Annotated in this window: 16 protein-coding genes and 1 pseudogene; 3 read left to right on the plus strand and 14 right to left on the minus strand. The window is 58.0% G+C overall.

The genetic code is table 11. The features are described from left to right. Positions 1 to 739, minus strand: a pseudogene (locus tag INS80_RS00850) (NAD-dependent epimerase/dehydratase family protein); the annotation flags it as partial. A 151-nt stretch (positions 740 to 890) separates the two neighbouring features. On the opposite strand from INS80_RS00850, the gene INS80_RS19380 reads away from it, so the two are divergent. After that, entirely contained in the window at positions 891 to 1,019 is a 129-nt protein-coding gene (locus tag INS80_RS19380) for a hypothetical protein (protein WP_255430516.1), read from the plus strand. 404 nt (positions 1,020 to 1,423) lie between these two features. Here INS80_RS19380 and INS80_RS00855 read toward each other — a convergent pair whose 3' ends face one another. Genes INS80_RS00855 through INS80_RS00865 form a run of 3 tightly spaced genes read right to left on the minus strand, consistent with a single transcriptional unit; the run spans position 1,424 to position 4,544 of the window. Continuing rightward, the gene (locus INS80_RS00855; RefSeq protein WP_192963739.1) at positions 1,424 to 2,533 is read right to left on the minus strand and encodes an AGE family epimerase/isomerase; all 1,110 of its coding nucleotides are present in this window, start codon (positions 2,531 to 2,533) and stop codon (positions 1,424 to 1,426) included. After that, complete coding sequence (locus INS80_RS00860) at positions 2,530 to 3,351, minus strand: hypothetical protein (protein ID WP_369411345.1); 822 nt, start codon at positions 3,349 to 3,351, stop codon at positions 2,530 to 2,532. The genes INS80_RS00855 and INS80_RS00860 overlap by 4 nt, the downstream gene beginning before the upstream one ends. Next, positions 3,348 to 4,544 carry an acylneuraminate cytidylyltransferase gene (locus INS80_RS00865; RefSeq protein WP_192963740.1) on the minus strand — a complete coding sequence of 399 codons (1,197 nt, stop codon included), beginning with the start codon at positions 4,542 to 4,544 and terminating at the stop codon, positions 3,348 to 3,350. The genes INS80_RS00860 and INS80_RS00865 overlap by 4 nt, the downstream gene beginning before the upstream one ends. Positions 4,545 to 4,959: 415 nt before the next feature. Here INS80_RS00865 and INS80_RS00870 point away from each other — a divergent pair, with 415 nt between their 5' ends. Beyond that, complete coding sequence (locus INS80_RS00870) at positions 4,960 to 6,129, plus strand: DUF6716 putative glycosyltransferase (protein ID WP_192963741.1); 1,170 nt, start codon at positions 4,960 to 4,962, stop codon at positions 6,127 to 6,129. Between the two features lie 33 nt (positions 6,130 to 6,162). Here INS80_RS00870 and pseI read toward each other — a convergent pair whose 3' ends face one another. From pseI to INS80_RS00920, 10 genes are all read right to left on the minus strand, one after another. Next, complete coding sequence (pseI, locus tag INS80_RS00875) at positions 6,163 to 7,227, minus strand: pseudaminic acid synthase (protein WP_192963742.1); 1,065 nt, start codon at positions 7,225 to 7,227, stop codon at positions 6,163 to 6,165. A gap of 21 nt (positions 7,228 to 7,248) precedes the next feature. Then, positions 7,249 to 8,127 carry an NAD-dependent epimerase/dehydratase family protein gene (locus INS80_RS00880; protein WP_192963743.1) on the minus strand — a complete coding sequence of 293 codons (879 nt, stop codon included), beginning with the start codon at positions 8,125 to 8,127 and terminating at the stop codon, positions 7,249 to 7,251. Then, on the minus strand, positions 8,124 to 9,287 hold the full coding sequence (locus INS80_RS00885) for an ATP-grasp domain-containing protein (protein WP_192963744.1): 1,164 nt from the start codon (positions 9,285 to 9,287) through the stop codon (positions 8,124 to 8,126). Before INS80_RS00885 ends, INS80_RS00880 begins: the two co-directional genes overlap by 4 nt. Next, positions 9,284 to 10,348 carry a UDP-2,4-diacetamido-2,4,6-trideoxy-beta-L-altropyranose hydrolase gene (gene pseG / locus INS80_RS00890; protein ID WP_192963745.1) on the minus strand — a complete coding sequence of 355 codons (1,065 nt, stop codon included), beginning with the start codon at positions 10,346 to 10,348 and terminating at the stop codon, positions 9,284 to 9,286. Before pseG ends, INS80_RS00885 begins: the two co-directional genes overlap by 4 nt. Then, positions 10,348 to 11,049 carry a pseudaminic acid cytidylyltransferase gene (gene pseF / locus INS80_RS00895; RefSeq protein WP_192963746.1) on the minus strand — a complete coding sequence of 234 codons (702 nt, stop codon included), beginning with the start codon at positions 11,047 to 11,049 and terminating at the stop codon, positions 10,348 to 10,350. The genes pseG and pseF overlap by 1 nt, the downstream gene beginning before the upstream one ends. 32 nt (positions 11,050 to 11,081) lie before the next feature. After that, a complete protein-coding gene (pseC, locus tag INS80_RS00900) occupies positions 11,082 to 12,236 on the minus strand; it encodes a UDP-4-amino-4,6-dideoxy-N-acetyl-beta-L-altrosamine transaminase (RefSeq protein WP_192963747.1) in 1,155 nt (384 codons plus the stop codon). Further along, a complete protein-coding gene (gene pseB, locus INS80_RS00905) occupies positions 12,233 to 13,234 on the minus strand; it encodes a UDP-N-acetylglucosamine 4,6-dehydratase (inverting) (protein WP_192963748.1) in 1,002 nt (333 codons plus the stop codon). The genes pseC and pseB overlap by 4 nt, the downstream gene beginning before the upstream one ends. 154 nt (positions 13,235 to 13,388) lie before the next feature. Beyond that, a complete protein-coding gene (locus INS80_RS00910) occupies positions 13,389 to 14,036 on the minus strand; it encodes a tetratricopeptide repeat protein (RefSeq protein ID WP_226892514.1) in 648 nt (215 codons plus the stop codon). A 151-nt stretch (positions 14,037 to 14,187) separates the two neighbouring features. Further along, a protein-coding gene (locus tag INS80_RS00915; RefSeq protein ID WP_226892492.1) for an IS3 family transposase occupies positions 14,188 to 15,320 on the minus strand; the annotation gives its coding sequence in 2 pieces (ribosomal slippage) (positions 14,188 to 15,053 and positions 15,053 to 15,320; 1,134 coding nt in all). Positions 15,321 to 15,338: 18 nt separating this feature from the next. After that, positions 15,339 to 15,821, minus strand: a complete 483-nt coding sequence (locus INS80_RS00920; protein ID WP_226892515.1) for an alpha/beta fold hydrolase — start codon at positions 15,819 to 15,821, stop codon at positions 15,339 to 15,341. Positions 15,822 to 16,041: 220 nt separating this feature from the next. Here INS80_RS00920 and INS80_RS00925 point away from each other — a divergent pair, with 220 nt between their 5' ends. Next, complete coding sequence (locus INS80_RS00925) at positions 16,042 to 19,086, plus strand: hypothetical protein (RefSeq protein WP_192963751.1); 3,045 nt, start codon at positions 16,042 to 16,044, stop codon at positions 19,084 to 19,086. Positions 19,087 to 19,120: the final 34 nt, after the last annotated feature.

Consider the following 19,120-nt stretch of genomic DNA (forward strand, 5'->3'; position numbering starts at 1 on the left):
CGATAGCCGGTCAGGGCGTTCAAGAGATCCGCATTGGCCCAGGTGGCGGGCACATCGCCCTTCTGCATCTCCATGTAATTGCGGATGGCCTTTTGCCCCAGCGCCTCTTCGATGGCCTCGATGAAATCCAGGAGGCGCACCTTGTCGAATTGCCGATATTGACGACCGGTAGGGGGCCACCGGCGACAGGCTGTCCCCGGCGGGAATGTCCTCGGGGGTTTCGGGGGCGGCGCGGCACCGCATCGATCAGCAGGCGGATGGCGCGCACAGATCGTCGATATAGGTAAAGTCGCGGTACATGTCGCCGTGATTGTAAATGTCGATGGGCCGCCCATCGAGGATCGCATCGGTGAATTTGAACAGCGCCAGATCCGGCGCCCCCAGGGGCCGTAGACGGTGAAGAAGCGGAACATGGTGGTGGGCAGGTTCCACAGGTGCGCATAGGAGTGCCCCATGCTTTCGCCGGCCTTCTTGGTGGCGGCATAGATGGTCAGCGGGGTGTCGGCCTTGTCGGTCTCGGCAAAGGGCATCTGCGTATTGGCGCCATAGACCGATGAGGTCGAGGCCATCAGCAGGTGATCCACCGCATGCTGGCGGGCGATCTCCATCACGTTGAAGGTGCCCACGATATTGCTGTCCACATAGGCGCGCGGGTTTTCCAGGCTGTAGCGCACCCGGCCTGGGCCGCGAGATGCACGATCACGTCGGGGCGAAAATCGCCTGCGACCTCGGCCAGCAGCTCGGCGTCTTCGACCATGCCTTCGGTGCAGGCAAAGCGGGGCTTTGCGCCAGCATCTGGTGACGGCGCTGTTTGAGGGTGACATCGTAATAGTCGGTCATGCCGTCATAGCCATGCACCGGAAGCCTTCGGCCAGAAGCAGCCGGGCCAGGTGAAAGCCGATAAAGCCGGCGGTGCCGGTGATCAGCACCGGCGGCCCGTTGCCGGGGCGGCGGAAGAGGAAGACGAAAGCGGATCGATCATCGGCGGGCAGGTTTCCAGAAAAGGCGTAACGCTGTGAGGCCTATAGGGAAACGGGGGCAAAAACCATGCCCGATTGCAGGGGATTTTGGCATATATTTACCATAACAATGATTATGGAATTATTCTTGTGCGCGCAAAGCTCCTGAGACCATCAGCGGTAGCCCTCCACCGTGGCCTCGATCGCGCTGGGCGGTTTGGCCAAATTATATCGCGCTCTGGTCGATTGAGCGGCTAAAGGGAAATGCGTGCTTCTTGAACCTCAAAGAGCCATCAGAGATCATCGCCAAACGTCTGATATAATAATATATTACAATTACTTGGTCGATCGATTTCGATTTCGAGGGATATGGCTCCTTCAACATTCTCACTGCACACGCAAGATGTGTTAAAAACTGTTAATGTTTTTGAAAAAATTTCTGAGGAGCACAGGACCGCGATTTGTCATGGATTTGCCGACAGCCCCTGCCCGCCCGACAGGTAGAACCGGAAGGCGACCAGGATGTGATAGAAGGTCGAGGCGGGCATATTCTGCGACAGCAGATCGCTCGCGCTGCTGCGCTTGTCGTACCAGCCGCCGGGCACCGGGGTTTGCAGGTAATCCCGCCACATCAGCGCCAGCACCTCTTCGGGGCTGCAGCCCGCGGGCAGCGCATGGCCGCGGCGGCGCAGGGTAACGCTGGCCTTCAGAAATTCGGTCTGCGGCCACATGCGGCGACTGCCCGAGAGCGGATCCGCCCGGTCCGGCAAGAGACCCGCCGCATCGCGCCGATCAATCACCGCCTGGAACAGATGCGCCAGGTCCAGGCCACTGTTCTGCCCGGTCAGCACCTCGTAGCGGTCGATCAGGTAGATCCATTCCGCCATATGGCCGGGCTCAACCCTTTGCAGATCGGGTGGAAGCGGTAGCCAGTCGGGGTCGAAATACTCCAGCACCCGGCCATCCTCGGTCAGGAAGACCTCGCGGTAGAGCGTAAGACACTCTTCGGCCATGCTGCGAAAGCGCGCCTCTCCCGTGGCCGCAAAAAGCGCGGTTGCGGTCTCGAACATATGCATATGGGGGTTCTGGCGGCGGCGCGCGGGAGCCTCGGCGCTTTCGAACCAGCCCCGGGGCGCCTTGAGCCGGGCCAGTTCGGCCTCAAGCCGGGTCAGATCCGCTGCGACGTCAAAGCCCGCTTCGATCAGGGCGGCGGCGGCCAGCAGCATGAAGGCCAGATCATAAAGGTCATGGGGTGCGCTGATCAGGCTGCAATCGGGCGCAAGGCGGGCGCCGAGGTTGCCGGTGTCGGGATCAAAGCCCTGGTCCATGGCAAAGCGGAACAGCTGCAGCGCCAGGGCCTGATGGTCCGGCTCCTGCGACTGGGCAAAGCAATAGGCCTGGCGCACCTGCACCCGAAGGCGGCGCTCCATATCCGCTAGCGGGGCGCCCGCGTGGTCCAGCGCCTCCCAGACGGTGCCGGTGGCCGCATCCACGCCAGTGCCGGTCCACAGCGGCAGGGCGTCATCAGCCAGCCAGCGGGGCAGCTCGTGGTGCCAGTTGTGGTCTTGGGTCATTGTGAGTGTCCTTTTGTCCGTCGGATCAGGGCGCTGCTCTTGCGCAAGACCTTCAACAGGGAAATCGGATAGACCCCACTGCGCGAGACCCAATCCTGCGGGGGAGTTTTGCGTGCCAGCCGCAAGGAAGGCCCGCCCCGCAGCGGTGCCAAATCCGTCAGCGGTGCCAGTACCGGATTGTCCGCAGCGCGCAGCAGGCGGCAGTCGCCCCGGTCACGCAGGGCCCGCAGGATATCGAGATCCAGCTCCAGCGCATGGAGGTGCTGATCAAAGCCGCGCTGGCCCAGGTCCTGCCCCATCAAGGCTCGAAAATGGGGGCCTGGCTCGAATGGGTAGCGGCGTTTGCCGGTGTAGAAATCAAGACCGGCCAGAATGATCTCTTCAGCGCCCATGGCATGGGCCATGAGCAGGGCGTAAAGGCCGGTGGTGGGGTGACGCTGATGGCGGGCGATCAGGCGCTGCACCTCGGTTTCGATATGGACATCGCGGTAGCGCATCGGCTGATAGAGCGCAGCAAAACGGCGCTGCCCGGCCCGCACCACGCGCGGGTTGTGGCTGGTCCAGCTGCCCAGGTCATAATCCTGGCGGCAGCGATAGAGGGTTTCGAACATGAAGGGGGCCACGCGGGGATCGCCTGCCATGAAGGCCAGATCCACCCGTCGACCAAGGTAGAAGTCCGGTTCAAAAAAGAAGTTGTTGGTGCGGATGATGAAATCATCTGGCAGGATGCGGCCTGGCTCCAGGTCCGCGATCGAGGCACCATTGCTGGCCACCACGACCGGGCGGTCCCGCAGCTGTCGCGTGGGGTCTTTGGTCACGGAGTCGTGGCCTCGGCAGAGCGCAAGACATCGGCCATGGCGCGCAGGGCACCCTTGCCGCCGGGCAGCGGCAGGATCCAGTCGGCGATCCCCAGGATCTCGGGGTGGGCATCGCTGGGGCAGGCAGAGAGGTCGGCCCGCTCCATCGCACCGCGGTCATTGATATCATTGCCCACGAAAAGAAGATCTGCCCAGGTCAGACCCTGTTCCTGCAGCCAGGCCTCAAGCGCGGCCACCTTGTCATCGACGCTGTGGTAGACCTCAAGTTGCAGTTTCTCGGCGCGCCGCAGCACCACCGGGTTCTTTTCCTTGGAGAGGATCATCATCCGGTAACGCCCGGACTGGCGCAAAAGAGAAATTCCCATGCCGTCCCGGCGCGAGGTGCGCACGCTTTCCACCCCGTTCTGATCTGTCAGCACCAGATCGTCCGTATGGACCCCGTCGAAATCCATCACGATGGCCTTGATCTGCTTCAGGCGCGCAGGGGCCAGCTCGCTCTGCCCGCCTGCCTGGGCGATCTGCGAGCACAGGGCGAAATCCTGCAGGGTATCGATCTCGATCGGCGGGTGATCCACCGGGTAGAGCGCCACCGTGCCGCAGAACCGCTGGCCGGTCTTCAGGAACGGCTCCAGCGCCACGCAGTAGATGGCGCCGCTTTCGCAATACTGCGGCGGCAGATCCTGGCGGCGCTTGCGCTGCTCGCGCTCGTTGTGGTTGATCCCCACGCCCAGCCCGGCGTCATCCAGCCCCCAGAGGAAGGAGTGATCCTCGGTCACCGACAGGGCGCAATCGGCGCCGCGCGCCTCCATCTCGGCCAGGCAGCCATCGATGTCATCGCCGCGGGTAAAGGGCGAGGTGCACTGCAAGAAGACCAGCTTGTCGAGGGCGGGAAGATCGGCGCGCACCAGAGGCACCGCATGTAGCCAGCCGGCCTCGGAGGTAGCGGTGTCCCCAGAGAGATCCGCAGGGCGATCAATGATGCGGGCACCGTGCAGGCGGGCCTCGGCCGCAATGGCGGCATCATCGGTGGAGACATAGACTGCCGCCACACGTGTCGCCGCCCGCGCCGCCCGCACCGAACGACCGATCAGCGAGACCCCCCCGACGGGGCGCAGGTTCTTGCCCGGCACCCCCTTGGAGCCGCCCCGAGCCAGGATGATGCAGGCGGTGTCCTGACGGGACGCTGTGGGCATGTTGGAGGGGGAAGGCTGGGTCATACGGTGGTTCTATCTGCTCATTCTTAAATAGGCCTGAGGCCCCAAGAGCCCACCCGGAAACCGGATTAATGTGGACCGTTGACGGCAGCTGGCGCAATCGGCCCTTGTTTACAAAGCCCATAGCGGCGTGTAAATCCCACCACAGTTTCCCCCGACCTGACCCATGTGTTCAATATCCGGCCAACATGCTGCAAAGATTAAAACAGTCTCGTCTTGGCAAGGTCCTTTACCGGCTCTCGCGCAGCTCCTTTGGCAGCCCTTTGCGTCTTTTGGCCCGCCTGGTTCAACATGAGCGCCTGAACCCCAGTCACCTTGCGTGGCGCAACCGGCGCCACAACCGGCAGCAAATGCAAATTCTGGCCCGTTTCGAGGCCAAAACCCGGCGGCCCGGATGAGTGCCCTGCCCGCGCAGCCCGCAGGCCCGGCGCAGGTGCCTTTCGAAGCGCGCCCGGTGCTCTTGCTGTTCTGCGATGATTCCACCCTGTTCTTTGCCCGGCGCATGCGCGACTGCCTGCACGCGGCGGATCCGGACCTTCAGGTACACATGGGCTGGGTGGCAGAAGAAAACGCTCTGTCCTATCGGCAGATGGAACAGCTCCTGCCCGAGGGGCCGGATCTGGCAATCCATGGCGAGACTGCTTTTGAAGAGCTGCTTCTGGGCGGGCGCTATCGGGCCATCCTGACCAGCCGAGTCTACGGGGCGCTTGGCGCCCAGTTGCGCCGCGTCGAAGTCTCCGCTGCGGCCGGGCGTCCTTGCGTTATCGCCTTCCTTGGCGGGCTCGATTTTTTCCCCGAGAACGGCTATTTCCGCCGCCGCAACTGCGATGGGGTTTACCTGTTCCCGGCCAGCGAAATCCCGGTCTATGAACGCCGCGCGGCCACCTGGGGCGATCGCATGTGGCAGGAGGTGGGATTTGGTCATCCGACCTTCCTGGCACCCGAGGCGCTGCCGCCCGAGGATCTGGCGGCGCGGCGCGACATCTATTTCTTTACTCAGGCCCTGTCGCCGACGACCCGGCGCGGACGCATGCACATGCTGGCGGCGATGGCGGCGATCGCCCGCGCCAACCCGGACCGCACCGTCTGGATCAAACTGCGCCATCTGCCCCATGAGAACCAAAAGCATCTGCATCTGGAAAAATACGACTATCCGGGTCTGCTCAAAGCTCTGCCTGATGCGCCGGACAATCTAAAGCTCACCGCCTGCACCATGGATGAGGCGCTAAAGACGGCGGCCCTTGGCATCACCTGCACCTCGACCGCGGCCATCGATGTGATCCGCGCGGGCGCGCCCTGCATGGTGCATCTGGATTTTGTCGACAACTACGTTGACCCTCTGGTCGAGCCCATGCGCAAGCTCTTTGCAAAAAGCGGCCTGATCACCCCGCTTGAGGACATGCTGAACCTGCGCGCGGCGGCCCCGAACCCCGAATGGGTCGCCGACATGTTCTGCCCGCGCGACCTGGGCGCGCGGGTGCTGGACACCGTAACCCGCTTCAATGACCGCGCCTTTCAGGTTGAGGTTTTCGGCGGGGCGAAAAAAGCTGCATTTATCGCTTAGCGAGCCAAGTTGTCAGAGGCTGGTGCCATGGCTTCAATCGTCTAGCAGGTCCCAGCTCATTGGGGTGCCTTTTGCCACGTCGCGACCGACCTTTCGGCCCAAAAGCACGTCGTAATACCGGGGGGCAAGACCCGAGCCTGGGCGGATACGGCGCAGATTTCGTGAGGTCAGCTGATCTCCTGCTTTCATATCCTCGCCGATATAAAGAGAGCGACGTTTCTTGCGCCCTTTTTGCTCCGATTCCGTACCTCCAAACCAGATTTCTCCCATGGCTTGGGCCGCACGTTCAGTTTCAACCACCAATGCGGTGAATTCATCCGGTTCGAGTGAGAATGCACTGTCCACGCCCCCTTCGGAGCGGTCGAGGATAAAGTGTTTTTCAATGACAGTTGCCCCGAGCGCGGTTGCTGCGACGGAAACGCCCGTTCCCATTGTGTGATCGGACAGCCCGAAATTGCAGCCAAAAGTCTGGCCCAGAAGCGGCATGGTTACAAGGTTCGTATTCTCAGGGCTTGCAGGATAGCTCGAGGTACATTTGAGGAGCGTCAGGTTTGTGCACCCCGCGCTCAAAGCGGTTTCCACCGCTTCACCTATTTCGACGGGTGTTGCCATCCCGGTCGAGATGATCATGGGCTTGCCGGTCTCGGCCACACAGCGAATGAGTGGCAGGTCGATCGCCTCGAAGGAAGCAATTTTGTAAAGCGGTGCATCAAGGCTTTCCAAAAGCTCCACCGCGTCTTCCGAGAAAGGAGTGGAAAAAGGAATGATCCCTTTCTTGCGCGCCCGGTCGAATATGGGCTTGTGCCATTCCGCCGGGGTGTGGGCTTCCTCATAGAGTTCATAGAGCGTGCGTCCGGCCCAAAGCGACTTGGGATCGGTAATTGTGAACTCACCCTCGCTCAGGTCCAGAGTCATGCTATCTGCAGTGAATGTTTGGATTTTGATCGCATCGGCACCAGTGGCCGCTGCTGCATCTACGATGGCCAAGGCCCGTTCCAGCGACTGGTTATGGTTGCCGGACATCTCGGCAATGATGAAGGGGCCCTTGCTATCGCGGACGACTTGGGTTGCACTCAGCGCCTGACGTAGGTCCTGCATGAAACTTGCTCCTGCCTGTAGTTACGCGCCCAGCTCCGAGCTCGTAGTATTTAATGTAGTTTTGAAATCGGTGATGCCGGTTTCAAGGGAATAGCGTGGCTGCCAGCCCAGAACGGCCTTTGCCCGATCCAGCGCCATGACGGTTTGCGGCATGGGCGCGTCGCTGTCGGTTTTCAGGGCGACGGGCTGCGGATTACCAAAGATACGGTTGGCCGTTTCAGCGATTTCCGCCACCCGCCATGGCTGTCCGCCGCCGATATTAATCGTGCCCTGCGCATGCGAGGCAAGCGCGGCCTCAATGGCCTCAACCACATCTCGTACATAAATCTGGTCGATCACGTAGTTGGGATTGCCCGTCAGGGTGATCTGCTGTCCGTTTTGGGCGAGGTTGACGAACTTCATCAGCGCTGGCGTGCCTTTTTCTCCCGCCCCGTAGACGGCAGCAATTCGCAAGGCGATGGCGGACACGTCTGTGCCGCGTGTCAGCATTTCGAGATATTGTTCTGCCATCAATTTGGAGAGCGCATAGGCGTTGATAGGAGCAGTATCCGCAGTCTCACGGTAAGGCAGACCGCTGGCCGAAGAGTAAATCGCGATGGTGGAAGCAAGAACGATACGGTTTACTCCGACCGCTTGGGCCGCTTGCACCAGATCACCAATCACGCCCACGTTGGGTCCGTAGAAAGGACCCAAATCCATGGGAGCATCCTCGCGCGTCATACGCCGACCCGCCAGGTGGACTACTGCATCGACCCCCTCGAGTACCCGGGCAAGACTGTCCGCTGTATAATCCGTCTCTTGGCGGCTCAAGGGGCGCACCGAGTGCCCGGCCGTTTCCAGAGACGGACAGAGATAGCGTCCAATGAAACCCGATGCGCCGGTGACGGCAACGACACTCATGCCATCCCCTCCGGCTTATTCCCGGTTCCAGGCCGCACGTAATAGCCGACGACTTCGAGGGTGCCGTTGATGGGACGGACTTCTTCTCCCGGCTGATACCGGTATTCGTGATACAGGCAGTCCGCTGGCGGTGGATAGGTCGACGGATCAAAACGGGTGCCCGGAGGGACCTGCTGGAACATCAACTCAAAAGGTACGTCAGGTGCCTGCCCCTCACCTGCATTGGGCAGGCTGTGCACCGGAGCCGCGCCCGTCAGGACATCAATGGCCATGGAAATTTTGTCCGCGCCGGTAACGGCTTTGATCAATCGCCACATATGGCAGCCATCAAGCCTCGGTGCGATCTCGACAACGCGCGGACCATCTTGTGTTACGATCATCTGAAAATAAAGGACTCCATCGCGCGCGCCCAAGGCTGTCACGATGCGCCGCACCAGATCCTGGGCAACCGCCTGATCCGCAGGGCTAACATGAACGCAAGGTATCAGGTGGCCACGTGGAACCCCCAGAGCATGGGCACCATGTACCAGACGTTCGGAGAGAACCTGCATGCGGATCTGTCCGCCCGCAACAAGCACATTGCAGGAAATCTCGACGCCATCGAGAAATCCTTCGACGATAGCCTGCCCTGTGCGTGAAATCTCCGTGGCCCTGGCAATGGCGAGCTCAAGGTCCTCAGGCTGGTCAATACGCACGACACCGCGTTGGCCTTGCCCATCGGTTGGCTTAACGATGCAGGGAAACGTCGACCATTCTCCAAGCGCTGCAACACTGTCCACCTTGGCAAAAGGTACTGGACCCAAATCATGCTCGGCCAGAAAGCTGCGCAAGGCAGCCTTGTCGTCGAGCAGGCTGATAAAGGCACTGTCATAGAAATGCGGCAGGTTCAGGCGTTCGCTGAGAGCAACGACACTGCTCATGGCAATATCAGACGAGATGGAATAGACCAGATCGACGTCATGCCGCCGTGCAGCGTTTTCAAGCGCGTCCAGGTCAACAATGTTTATGTGCTCAACCACATCACAAAAGGCCTGTCCCGGCTCGCCTACTACAGGCGAGCAGCCAATCACGCGCCAGCCGCGATCTTTCATGTGACGGATGAGATCAGCCTGCCCGGCATTGGTGCCAAGCACCATGATCGTTCTCTGTGCGTCTGTCATTGACTCACCTTATCTTTTTGCCTCGACTGCAGGTTCAACAGAGCATCTACTAGGCGCTCTGCCCCAAGCCCGTCGACCAAGGCGCGACCCGCCCGGGACATCGCGGCTCTTTGGTCAGCATTCTCGATTAATTTCATAACAGCATTGCGCACCATGGTCCCCGATACCACGCTTATATCCCCAAGATAGGGAGCGCCAATACGATCTGTCCAACCGCGACAGGGGCGCTCCTGATTTGGGGCAAGCCCTATGAATATCATGGGCACACCGCAGATTGCGGCTTCATAGCTCATGGTGCCGCCGGCAATCAGCGCAAGATCGCAGTCGGCCATGAGGCTCGCCATGTCCGCAGGTGCTACATGCAATTCGATACCCGGCAAAGATGAGACACGGGCCGTGATGTCTGCAAGGTTTGGATTGGCCGGACCGCACACGACCACCAGGGTGATGCCGTTCCCCAGGTGACCGGCCAGTGCATTGAGGCTGAGAGCAATTGCTCCCCTGTCGTCCCCGCCACCGAAAGCCACAAGGATGCGCCGTACATCCCGTGTATCGGGTTGTGGTGTGATTGTGAGAAAGGCCGGACGCAAGACTGCATACGCCGGGCCAAAAAGGGTCTCTTGTGCCTCTGGTCGTTGTAGCCATCGCATGTATTGAGAGCGTTTTTCATAAGGCGAGGCATTGACCAGCAGGTCGCACCAGTAGTCGAAAGGCAAGCTTGCGTCGAACTGTTGCAACCAGCGTATTCCTGCCTTCATGAGCCGTTGTTGATAGGTCGGCGTGATACGGTAATCATCCATGACGGCAAGGCTCGCCTCATGGCGGGCGCAGCTCTCCAAGACGATGGCGCAGTCTTGATCATCGCTTCCGCGCTCCGGAATTTCCTGCCATTCAATGAACAGATCCATATCCTGTGCTGTCTGAAGGCTTGTCGGAGGGCCGAGGATTACACTGTGCCAGCCGCGCAGTTTCAGAACGCGGGCCATTTCTCGGCACCGCATGAGATGGCCAAGTCCGACCCGGGCGTTTGCATTGCAGCGAAAGACAACGGTGCGTGTCATTACTGCATGTCCTTTAGCGCGGCAAATAGCGCTTCAGCCAGAGCCCAGTCCTGGGGCGTGTCAATATCGACGGCGCGTGTGCGCGGGATCATGAAGGGGCGTGATCGGGGGGAGAACATCGCTGCGCCGCTGATAAAAGCATCCCGGTGACCCCAGTAGAACATACCCAGATCATGGAAGCACTCCGGCAGATCCTGTGTTCGCGTGCCACGATGTTCCGGAAACAGCATTTGCACGCCGCCTTGAGAATCTTGCGTCATGGCCCGATGGACCGGATGAGGATACTCGGCTGCCGCGAAGATGAAATCTACCTCGGATCCTTCCTGCCCAAGTGCGTGGCGCGCTGCATGCAGGTCTTCGGCACGTGCAAAAGCGGCCGTGGCATAAAGGGTGCAGACCCGATCAATCCGGCAACCCATCTGCTCTTCCAGGGCCGTAATGGCGTGGATAATGACTTGACGCGCCGTGGCGTGATCATCGGCTAGTTCTGCTGGGCGCATGAAGGGAACTTCAGCCCCCAGGTCACGCGCGACATCGGCAATTTCCACATCGTCTGTTGAGACGATGATGCGATCAAAACAACCGGCTTCCCGCGCCGTTTCAATCGGCCAGCCAATCATGGGTATGCCGCCGAACAGTTTGATGTTCTTGCGGGGAATGCGTTTGCTGCCACCGCGGGCTGGGATCAGCGCAATGTCCACGTGCGCGTCCTTTCTGGCCTTTGCCGTCTGCGCTAGCCCAGCACCCTGTGCATCGCTGCAACGACAGTGGACTGCTCTTCTTCTGTCAGCTTGGCGTACATGGGCAGGGCCAGCATCCGAGCATAGTAATCCTCGGCGACCGGGCACAGTCCCGCCTCAAAGCCCAGTTTCGCATAGTAAGGTTGGAGATAAACTGGGATATAAAGAACGTTCACGCCGATCCCCAGTGCACGTAGCTGATCAAAGGCTACTTCCCGATTCACAGGTGCCTCATCGCGGAGCAGCACAGGATACAGGTGAAGCCCTGAGTGCTGGAAGTTTGGTTGATGAGGGAGCTTCACAGGAAGATCCGCCAGGGCTTGATCATAGACTTTGCGCCGGGCGTGGCGTGCTGCAGTATAGTCTGCCAACCGAGACATCTGGCTGACGCCAAGGGCGGCCTGCAAATCGGTAATACGATAATTATAGCCGAGGCTGATTTGCTCGTAATACCAAGGACCATGGCTTTGGCCGAGCATGCGCGCCGGATCACGGGTAATCCCGTGGCTGCGCAATTCGGTCAGGCGTGTGGCCAAGTCCGGATCACGAGTGGTTGCAACCCCGCCTTCTGCTGTGGTGACGATCTTCACCGGATGAAAGGAGAAGACACAGATGTCGGAATGGGCGCAATTGCCCACTGGCGCCCCACGGTAGGATCCGCCGATGGCATGACTAGCATCCTCCACCACGCGAAAACCGTAGGTGTCTGCTAGGGCACCTAAACGTTCCATGTCGCAGGACTGTCCTGCGAAATGGACCGGGACGACCACCTTGGGCAACGCCCTTGTCTTTGCTGCCGCCTTTAGCCGTGCTTCCAGCGTATCGAGGCACATCACATAGGTGTCGGGATCAATATCGATGAAATCGACTGACGCACCACAATACAGGGCTGCATTGGATGTGGCCACAAAGGTGTTGGGAGAGGTCCACAAAAGATCCCCTGGCCCCAGATCAAGCGCAAGATAAGCAATGTGCAGTGCAGCCGTAGCCGAACTCACCGCGATGGCATGAGTCACATCGCAGGTATCGGCTATGACGTTTTCGAACTCCGCAATCTTGGGGCCTTGTGTAATGAAGTCGCCAAGCAGAGTTTCGCAGACGGCATCTACATCCGTCTGGGTGATGTCCTGGCGGCCATAAGGGATCATTCCATTGCCATCTTGTTGAAGGCAACAATCTCTTCCACAGTCAGGAAGTGAGGATTGGAGCCCGAGTTATAGGAATATCCCTGTTCGACCGGAACGCCTTTTTCACCAAGCGCATTCTCGTCGAAAGCAGCCTCTCGTTCATAGAATTTGATTGTAGGCTGCAGCACAAAGTGATCATCGAATTCCAGTGTCAGATGGCTGTCATCGGAGGGACACATGACTTCATGTAGTTTTTCACCGGGACGAATGCCAACCACGTGCTGCTCAAGATCGGGTGCAATGGCTGTAGCCAGATCGGGAACACGTACAGAAGGAATTTTCGGCACGAAAATCTCACCACCATACATACGTTCAAAGTTCTTAAGAACGAAATCGACCCCCTGCTGCAACGAGATCCAGAAACGGGTCATGTTGACATCGGTAATGGGCAAGCTGGTGGCCCCTTCGGCCTTGAGCTTTTCGAAGAACGGGACAACAGAGCCGCGCGAACCCACTACGTTACCATAGCGGACAACGGCGAAACGTGTGCGCTTAGAACCAGCCATGTTGTTGGCCGCAACAAAAAGCTTGTCAGAGGCCAGCTTGGTGGCGCCATAAAGGTTGATGGGGTTGGCTGCCTTGTCAGTGGACAGGGCAATCACTTTCTCCACCTTGTTGGCCAAGGCGGCATGGATCACGTTCTCAGCACCATGCACATTGGTGCGAATACACTCCATGGGGTTGTATTCAGCGGCTGGCACCTGCTTCAGGGCTGCAGCATGGATCACGTAATCAACGCCTTCCATGGCCTGGACCAGTCTGTCGCGATCACGCACATCACCAATCAGATAGCGCATCTGCGGCTGGTCAAAAACTTGAGCCATCTCGAACTGCTTGAGCTCATCCCGCGAATAGATGATCAGCTTACGGACCTTGTATCGTTCCAGCAAGGTCTTGACGTATTTACGTCCAAAGCTTCCTGTACCACCGGTAATCAAAACCGTCTTGTCATCAAACATATAGTGCACATCCCTCTGCTTCGATGCCGGGGATAGAGTATCTATTTTGATATTTCAACGCTCTTTGACGCGCTCGCTTTCACATAGGGTACAGGTATATTCTTCATCATTCTGCCGGTCTGAATACAGTCGGATTTCAAGTCTGAAAATTCAGTCAATCTCCCGATTTTTGGAGTTTTTCTTCAAGGCGTTTCAAGTGCTGCTTATATTTTGGATGGTACTGTGAGATGGTAAGGGCCCGACGAAACGACGCCTTTGATGCCAAAAGGTTGTTTTCGGCCTCCTGGGCAAGTCCGAGTGCGGCCCAGGCGCGGTGTTCTCCGGGGTAACGGTCCAGCACTTGCAGGCACACCGCCCGCGACCGGGTCGGGCTGCCACTGCGTCTCAGGGCTGCTGCAAGTAGAACCATACTATCCTTGTCGTCCGTTTCGGTCAGGCAGGCAATTGCAAGCGTAGATGCTGCGGCATTGTACTGACCGAGCTGAAATTGCGCGTGTCCAAGGAGAGTGAGTGCGGCCTCGCCGTCAGGCAGCACCTCTAGTGCCCTTTGAGCCTCGTGTATGGTGTTATTCCACTGCTTTTCGGCTCGGACTTCCTGTGCTTTTCGCAGTGCCTCGGTATACTCGGGGTACCCTAGGGCGCGCCCAGAGAACGGGATACTTGGTAATGGTTTGCCCCCTACGAATGCACGCAGCAACGGACCAAGGAGCGCTTTGCGTGACAAAAAGGATGGGGTGATATGCCCCGCTCCCAAGATAGAGATCGCAGTTACATGTGTCTCTGCTTGCGGGTGGGCATCCATCAATTTTCGAGTCGCCCAAAGGTCGGAAGCATCCCGTTCACCAGCGATCAAGGTGATTTCGGGCGCGTGCTCTGCAACAAGCGGCCTTAGAGAGGTGGTCCTGCTTTTTCGACCAGAATGCAGCCCAGTTAAGGTGGATCAGGGTTTCACATCAGGCTGCCATTTTCATGGGTTCCGGTTTGCTGACATGGACCTCTTCGGGGGTCAATATGCCATGGGTCGAGTGGGGCCGCTCGGCGTTGTAATAGGCCAGCCATTTCCCAATACCGTCTCGGGCCTGTGACCCGGTCTCGAAGGCGCGCAGGTAGACGCATTCGTATTTCAACGACCGCCACAACCGCTCGATCATGCGATTGTCGATCCAGCGGCCCTTGCCATCCATCGATATCTTCACCTTGGCCTCCTTCAGCTCATCGGTCCAGTCGCTGCTGGTGAACTGCGATCCCTGATCGGTGTTGAAGATCTCCGGCGGGCCATATTTGGCCAGCGCCTCTTTCAGCGCCGCGACACAGAAGTCTGCCTCCAAGGTATTCGACAGCCGCCAGGCCAGCACCTTGCGGCTATACCAGTCCATGATCGCCACCAGATACAGGAACCCCCGCTCCATCCGGATATAGGTGATGTCGGCGCACCAGACCTGGTTGGGCCGGTTGATCGCCAGTCCCTTGAGCAGGTAGGGATAGATCTTGTGCGCCGGGTGCTTCTTGCTGGTGTTGGGCTCCTGGTAGATCGGCACCAACCGCATCAGGCGCATCAATCGCCGCACACGATGGCGGCCACATTTGTGACCCTGCCGCTTCATGTGCCGCGCCATCTGGCGAGAGCCATACCACGGGGTCTCCAGGAACTGCTTGTCGATGATCTCCATGAAGGCCAGGTTCTCAGCGCTCTCCCCCTTGGGCCGGTAATACAGCGTCGAGCGCGACAGTTGCAGCAGCCTGCATTGCCGCCGCTGGCTCAGCTCATGATCCTTGCTCACCATTTTTTGCCTCGCGTCCCGAGCAGTTGAACCGAGGCATTCGCTAAAAAATCCCGTTCCACCACCAGCTGCCCGATCTTCGAATGCAGCTTCTCGATCTCTGCCTCCTTCCCCTTCCCGGGATCAGCGCCTCGCCGGGTGAACGCCGTGGCCATGTTCTCGATCGCCGCCCGCTTCCACGTGCTGATCTGGTTCGGATGCACGCCATACTTCTTCGACAGCTCGGCCAGCGTCATCTCTTCTCGGATCGCTTCAAGCGCAACCTTCGCCTTGAACTCAGGCGTATGCGTCTTTCTCTTTGCCATTTCGGATCGTCTCTCTCGTCATACGATCCACCTTAACAACTGGTCCGAATTTCCGCGACCACCTCTTAGGTCCGGAGCGGATAAAGGCGTATTTTTCAGCATATATTTCGCGCTTTGGCTATAAGGTTCGCCAAGGCACACATCCGAAGAAAATGCGAGGATACGTGCTTGCAACAAGCAGCCATAATGGATTGCAGCATACCCGCCCATGGAGGTTCCGATGGTGCAGACCTGCGTCACACCCAACCTCTCCATCCAAGCCTTCAGAGAGGCGACCACCTCCTGTGGCGACGAACCCAAGCCGGGTATGCCATCCTGATACCACCGGTTTGCGCCGTTATTCAGAAAAACGGTGTGTGTTTCTGTCTCACGTCCAGACTGGAAAAAATTGAATGTTTCAGCCCTCAAATCCTTAGCGCCAAAATAGATGGCCAAGCGATCTGAGCTGTCATTGAGGACGATGCGATGACATGGCCCTTCCAGCGGTGTCGGCAAGTTCATTTTCATTCCATTCTGTTGCGATGAATGAACTGATGGCACAGGCATTCGGCACGCGCTAGCATAACTCTGTCATTTAGGGCTACATACCTGTTGTGGGTTTTTCCGGCTTTGAAGCCAATAAGCTTACAGGCCGCGCCTGCGTAGAAAATCACAGGATTTGGCTTTTGCATTGGGCAAGGCGGCGTTAGAAACGCCGAAGGAAAAAATAAGGTGTTCCCCAATGCGGCTCGTTCTATTTCGAATAGCGACCAAACTGCATATTTTGCCCTTGCTGCGGGCTGTGTTTCACAAGCTTCCTCTTGCAATAGCGCGCGGATGTCTGCGCTTGGGGTTGCCACGTTTGGCACTGCTTTTCTGCGCTCTTGCCGGAAAATTTTCCCGAGGAGCGCATCGTGTTGCCTGGGTTAAAGCACAAGCGTTCGAGGCTTTGGGCGAACAGGAAAAGGCGCGGCAGCAGCGGATCTTTCGTTTGCGCCTCCTTCTGGCCGAACAAACTGCGCGCAAGGATCTGGCCAAAGTCCTTGTCAGCATGGCGGATTTGGAGCGCCTTGATGCAGCAGCACCATTGGCTACGGGACGTATCATTGCGGACCATATCGTGCGCGACAAGGGACGCCCAAAACTGCTTAAGGCCGCGCGCAAAGCAAAGAAACGATTTCGTGAAAGCGCGTTTTTGGATCACATTATCGCCTTGTGCGAGTCGATGGATGGAAAGTTTCATGGCGCAGCACAGCGAATTTCTCGGGTCATCGCTTCGCCCTATCCCACTCCTCGATCGGTTAACGCTCTGCAACTGAAGCTGTTGGAAAGCACGTGGCGTGTTGTGGATCAGATCGCCAGAGAACAGATGGACTGGGCCGAAGCACCCGATGTGAAGGTTCCCAAAATTGCCGCGCAGGAACAGCAACCTGCAAACATCCCATCACTTTCTTTTAAGGAACGAGCTTTGCAGCGTCGGCAACGGGATGAATATCTCGAGATGTGCCAGCAGGATTTCGAAATAGCAGATACGCTGGAAAAACGCTTGGCTGCCATCAGTGACATGTTGCGGAGCGGTGTACGGCATGTACCGGATTATACAGCCTCCTATGAGCAAGCCCGCCGATGCCTGGAGCACGTACATCCCGAAATCGAGGCGCTGCAGCAGCCAGGTGCCCTATCTGATCTTAAAAAGGTAGAGTCCGCCGTTCAAAGCATGTGTACCTACATGCGCCTTGCAAAGCGGCTTGGTGAATTAGGCTGCGTATCACAGACCGCAACCTATCTTGGACACCTTTCGGAAAACCCCGAATTCTGTTCGGCCATGTGGATTGCACCGACTGTTTTGCACAAAGACGCAGAGGTCCCTGAGCTCGCTGCCCAAGTTATGCAGCGGGTTCAGCAGGCTCCACCAAAGATCAATGCCGATGTACGGGCGTTTTTCCAATGGGCCATGCATGCGCACCGATACGAAGAGGCCGATTCATTTTTCGAGAAGCTACCCGAGAAGCTGCGCAGCCGCCATGGTGTATTGTACTATGTGAACATTTTGCAGCGCCAAGGACGGTTTGCACAGGCCCTGAAAATACTGCGCGTGGTTCACGCTCAGATCCTACTCAACCCATTGCGCGTTAACGCTTATACGAATTACAGCCTCATCAAGCGCACCGGAGAATTGAGGTTCCTGATAGAGACTGCTCGGCTCTACGAAACGGTACCTCAACCTCAAGATCCCAAAGGTCTGGTCCTCGTTGCCCCGCGCAATATCGATCAGTTGCGGCGTCAGCCCCTGATGGTGCTTCAGGAACTGAAAAAACAAGGCTGGGCGGTGGTTCCCTTGGTCGAGGGGCTGCTTCCTCGTCAGGAAACCGGCATCCCCGGGATCGATTTGCTCAACGGCGCCATACACGCCAATACTGAGCTGTCCACTGCCGCCAATCTCGCCTTGCCAGAACTTGAGAACTTCAACTTTGTACCGGAAAAAGGTCACCTGTCCTGGGGGCAAATAGACCTCTCCCATGCGCTCTGGGAAGATGCCGCAATCAATCGACGACGCCATTCCATTCACTGGACTTGCCCTGAGCTGATTCATTATTTGAGTGGGCTTGCCAAGTGGACACGATCGACGGGTCGGGTGCTGAGTTATGTCACAAACCTGCAGCGTGCGCGGGGTATTCCGGTTTGCAGCTTGGTCCCGTTCAACATTCGCCTCCCGGATGTCGTTTCGCGATTCTATTGTGATTCTTTAGGAAAACCGGATGATTTCTTTTGTGTCCAGTTCGCGAACGGATACCAGAATTACTTCACGAACTTCTCCACAAACGTGTCGCAACGCATGGTCGTGCGCAATGTGACGAAAGCATCCCATGTCAGGTCTGTTGCATTTCCTATCCCGGAAAATTTCGAACGCTATTATGCAGCCAACACCCACCGACTGACCGAAGTCATGGAACGATTTGCTCCGATTACGACGGTCAAACGGTCGACAGAAGGCTCGAAGGGGCGCCCGCCTGAAGCCGATATGCTAGATGAGCGGATCGCAGCATGGCGTGCAAAGGGCGGCAAGGTTGCTTGCGCCTTTGGTAAGGTCGTCTGCGACAGCGGCGTTCCCTTTGATGGAGGTCCTGCGCATAAAGATATGCGCGACTGGATCAACCATTGTATCCGTGCGGTCCAAGGATCAGATACCCTGCTCTTGATCAAGCCTCACCCGCATGAGCTGAACAACCAAATCGCAACCTTCCCCACAGAATATTTTCGCGATCTGATCGACGAGCCGCTGGGAGACAACGCAGTCTTTCTGGGCCACCGCTGGTTCGACATGGATGATATGCGCAGTCGGATGGATGTCGGTGTGATTTATAACGGAACCACCACGATCGAACTCGGGCTCATGGGGATTCCTGCGATTTTGGCAGGACACTATAGCCCAATCGATTATCCGATCGGCCAAGTCACTTTTGATGATGCGGCAGAGTTCGAGGCGCTTTTGCGTTTTGAAAAACCCGCTGTGTCGGCACCGGATGTGCAGGAAAGAGCGGCCATGTGGCTGGATTACATGGCAAATGAAAACTTCACTCAGCCTTACCGTTTCCATGCTCGGCCAGTGACAAACAAGGTGCTCTATCCTCCATATTGGTTCCAGTCGGACTTGAAAGAACATGAGAGGGAAGGCAATCCAGCTGTTGCTGAGCTGGCTGGACGGATTATCGGAACACATTTCGAACCAGGAGATGTCCATGCGACCCACTCGCTGGAGCATCGCGGTCTCGCTTTCTCCATATAATAATGCCATCGCGGACAGGAGCGACCGCGCTACC

The organism is Phycobacter azelaicus, from assembly GCF_014884385.1.
Classification (GTDB): domain Bacteria; phylum Pseudomonadota; class Alphaproteobacteria; order Rhodobacterales; family Rhodobacteraceae; genus Phycobacter; species Phycobacter azelaicus.

Bases quoted from the DNA above. Each gene is read 5' to 3' on its own strand.
- INS80_RS00910 (WP_226892514.1), bottom strand. From the start codon at position 14,036: ATGGATGCCCACCCGCAAGCAGAGACACATGTAACTGCGATCTCTATC.
- INS80_RS00870 (WP_192963741.1), top strand. From the start codon at position 4,960: ATGAGTGCCCTGCCCGCGCAGCCCGCAGGCCCGGCGCAGGTGCCTTTC.
- INS80_RS00920 (WP_226892515.1), bottom strand. From the start codon at position 15,821: ATGAACTTGCCGACACCGCTGGAAGGGCCATGTCATCGCATCGTCCTC.
- pseI (WP_192963742.1), bottom strand. From the start codon at position 7,227: ATGCAGGACCTACGTCAGGCGCTGAGTGCAACCCAAGTCGTCCGCGAT.
- INS80_RS00925 (WP_192963751.1), top strand. From the start codon at position 16,042: ATGCGGCTCGTTCTATTTCGAATAGCGACCAAACTGCATATTTTGCCC.
- INS80_RS00885 (WP_192963744.1), bottom strand. From the start codon at position 9,287: ATGACAGACGCACAGAGAACGATCATGGTGCTTGGCACCAATGCCGGG.
- INS80_RS00865 (WP_192963740.1), bottom strand. From the start codon at position 4,544: ATGCCCACAGCGTCCCGTCAGGACACCGCCTGCATCATCCTGGCTCGG.
- INS80_RS00880 (WP_192963743.1), bottom strand. From the start codon at position 8,127: ATGAGTGTCGTTGCCGTCACCGGCGCATCGGGTTTCATTGGACGCTAT.
- INS80_RS00855 (WP_192963739.1), bottom strand. From the start codon at position 2,533: ATGACCCAAGACCACAACTGGCACCACGAGCTGCCCCGCTGGCTGGCT.
- pseC (WP_192963747.1), bottom strand. From the start codon at position 12,236: ATGATCCCTTATGGCCGCCAGGACATCACCCAGACGGATGTAGATGCC.
- pseB (WP_192963748.1), bottom strand. From the start codon at position 13,234: ATGTTTGATGACAAGACGGTTTTGATTACCGGTGGTACAGGAAGCTTT.
- pseG (WP_192963745.1), bottom strand. From the start codon at position 10,348: ATGACACGCACCGTTGTCTTTCGCTGCAATGCAAACGCCCGGGTCGGA.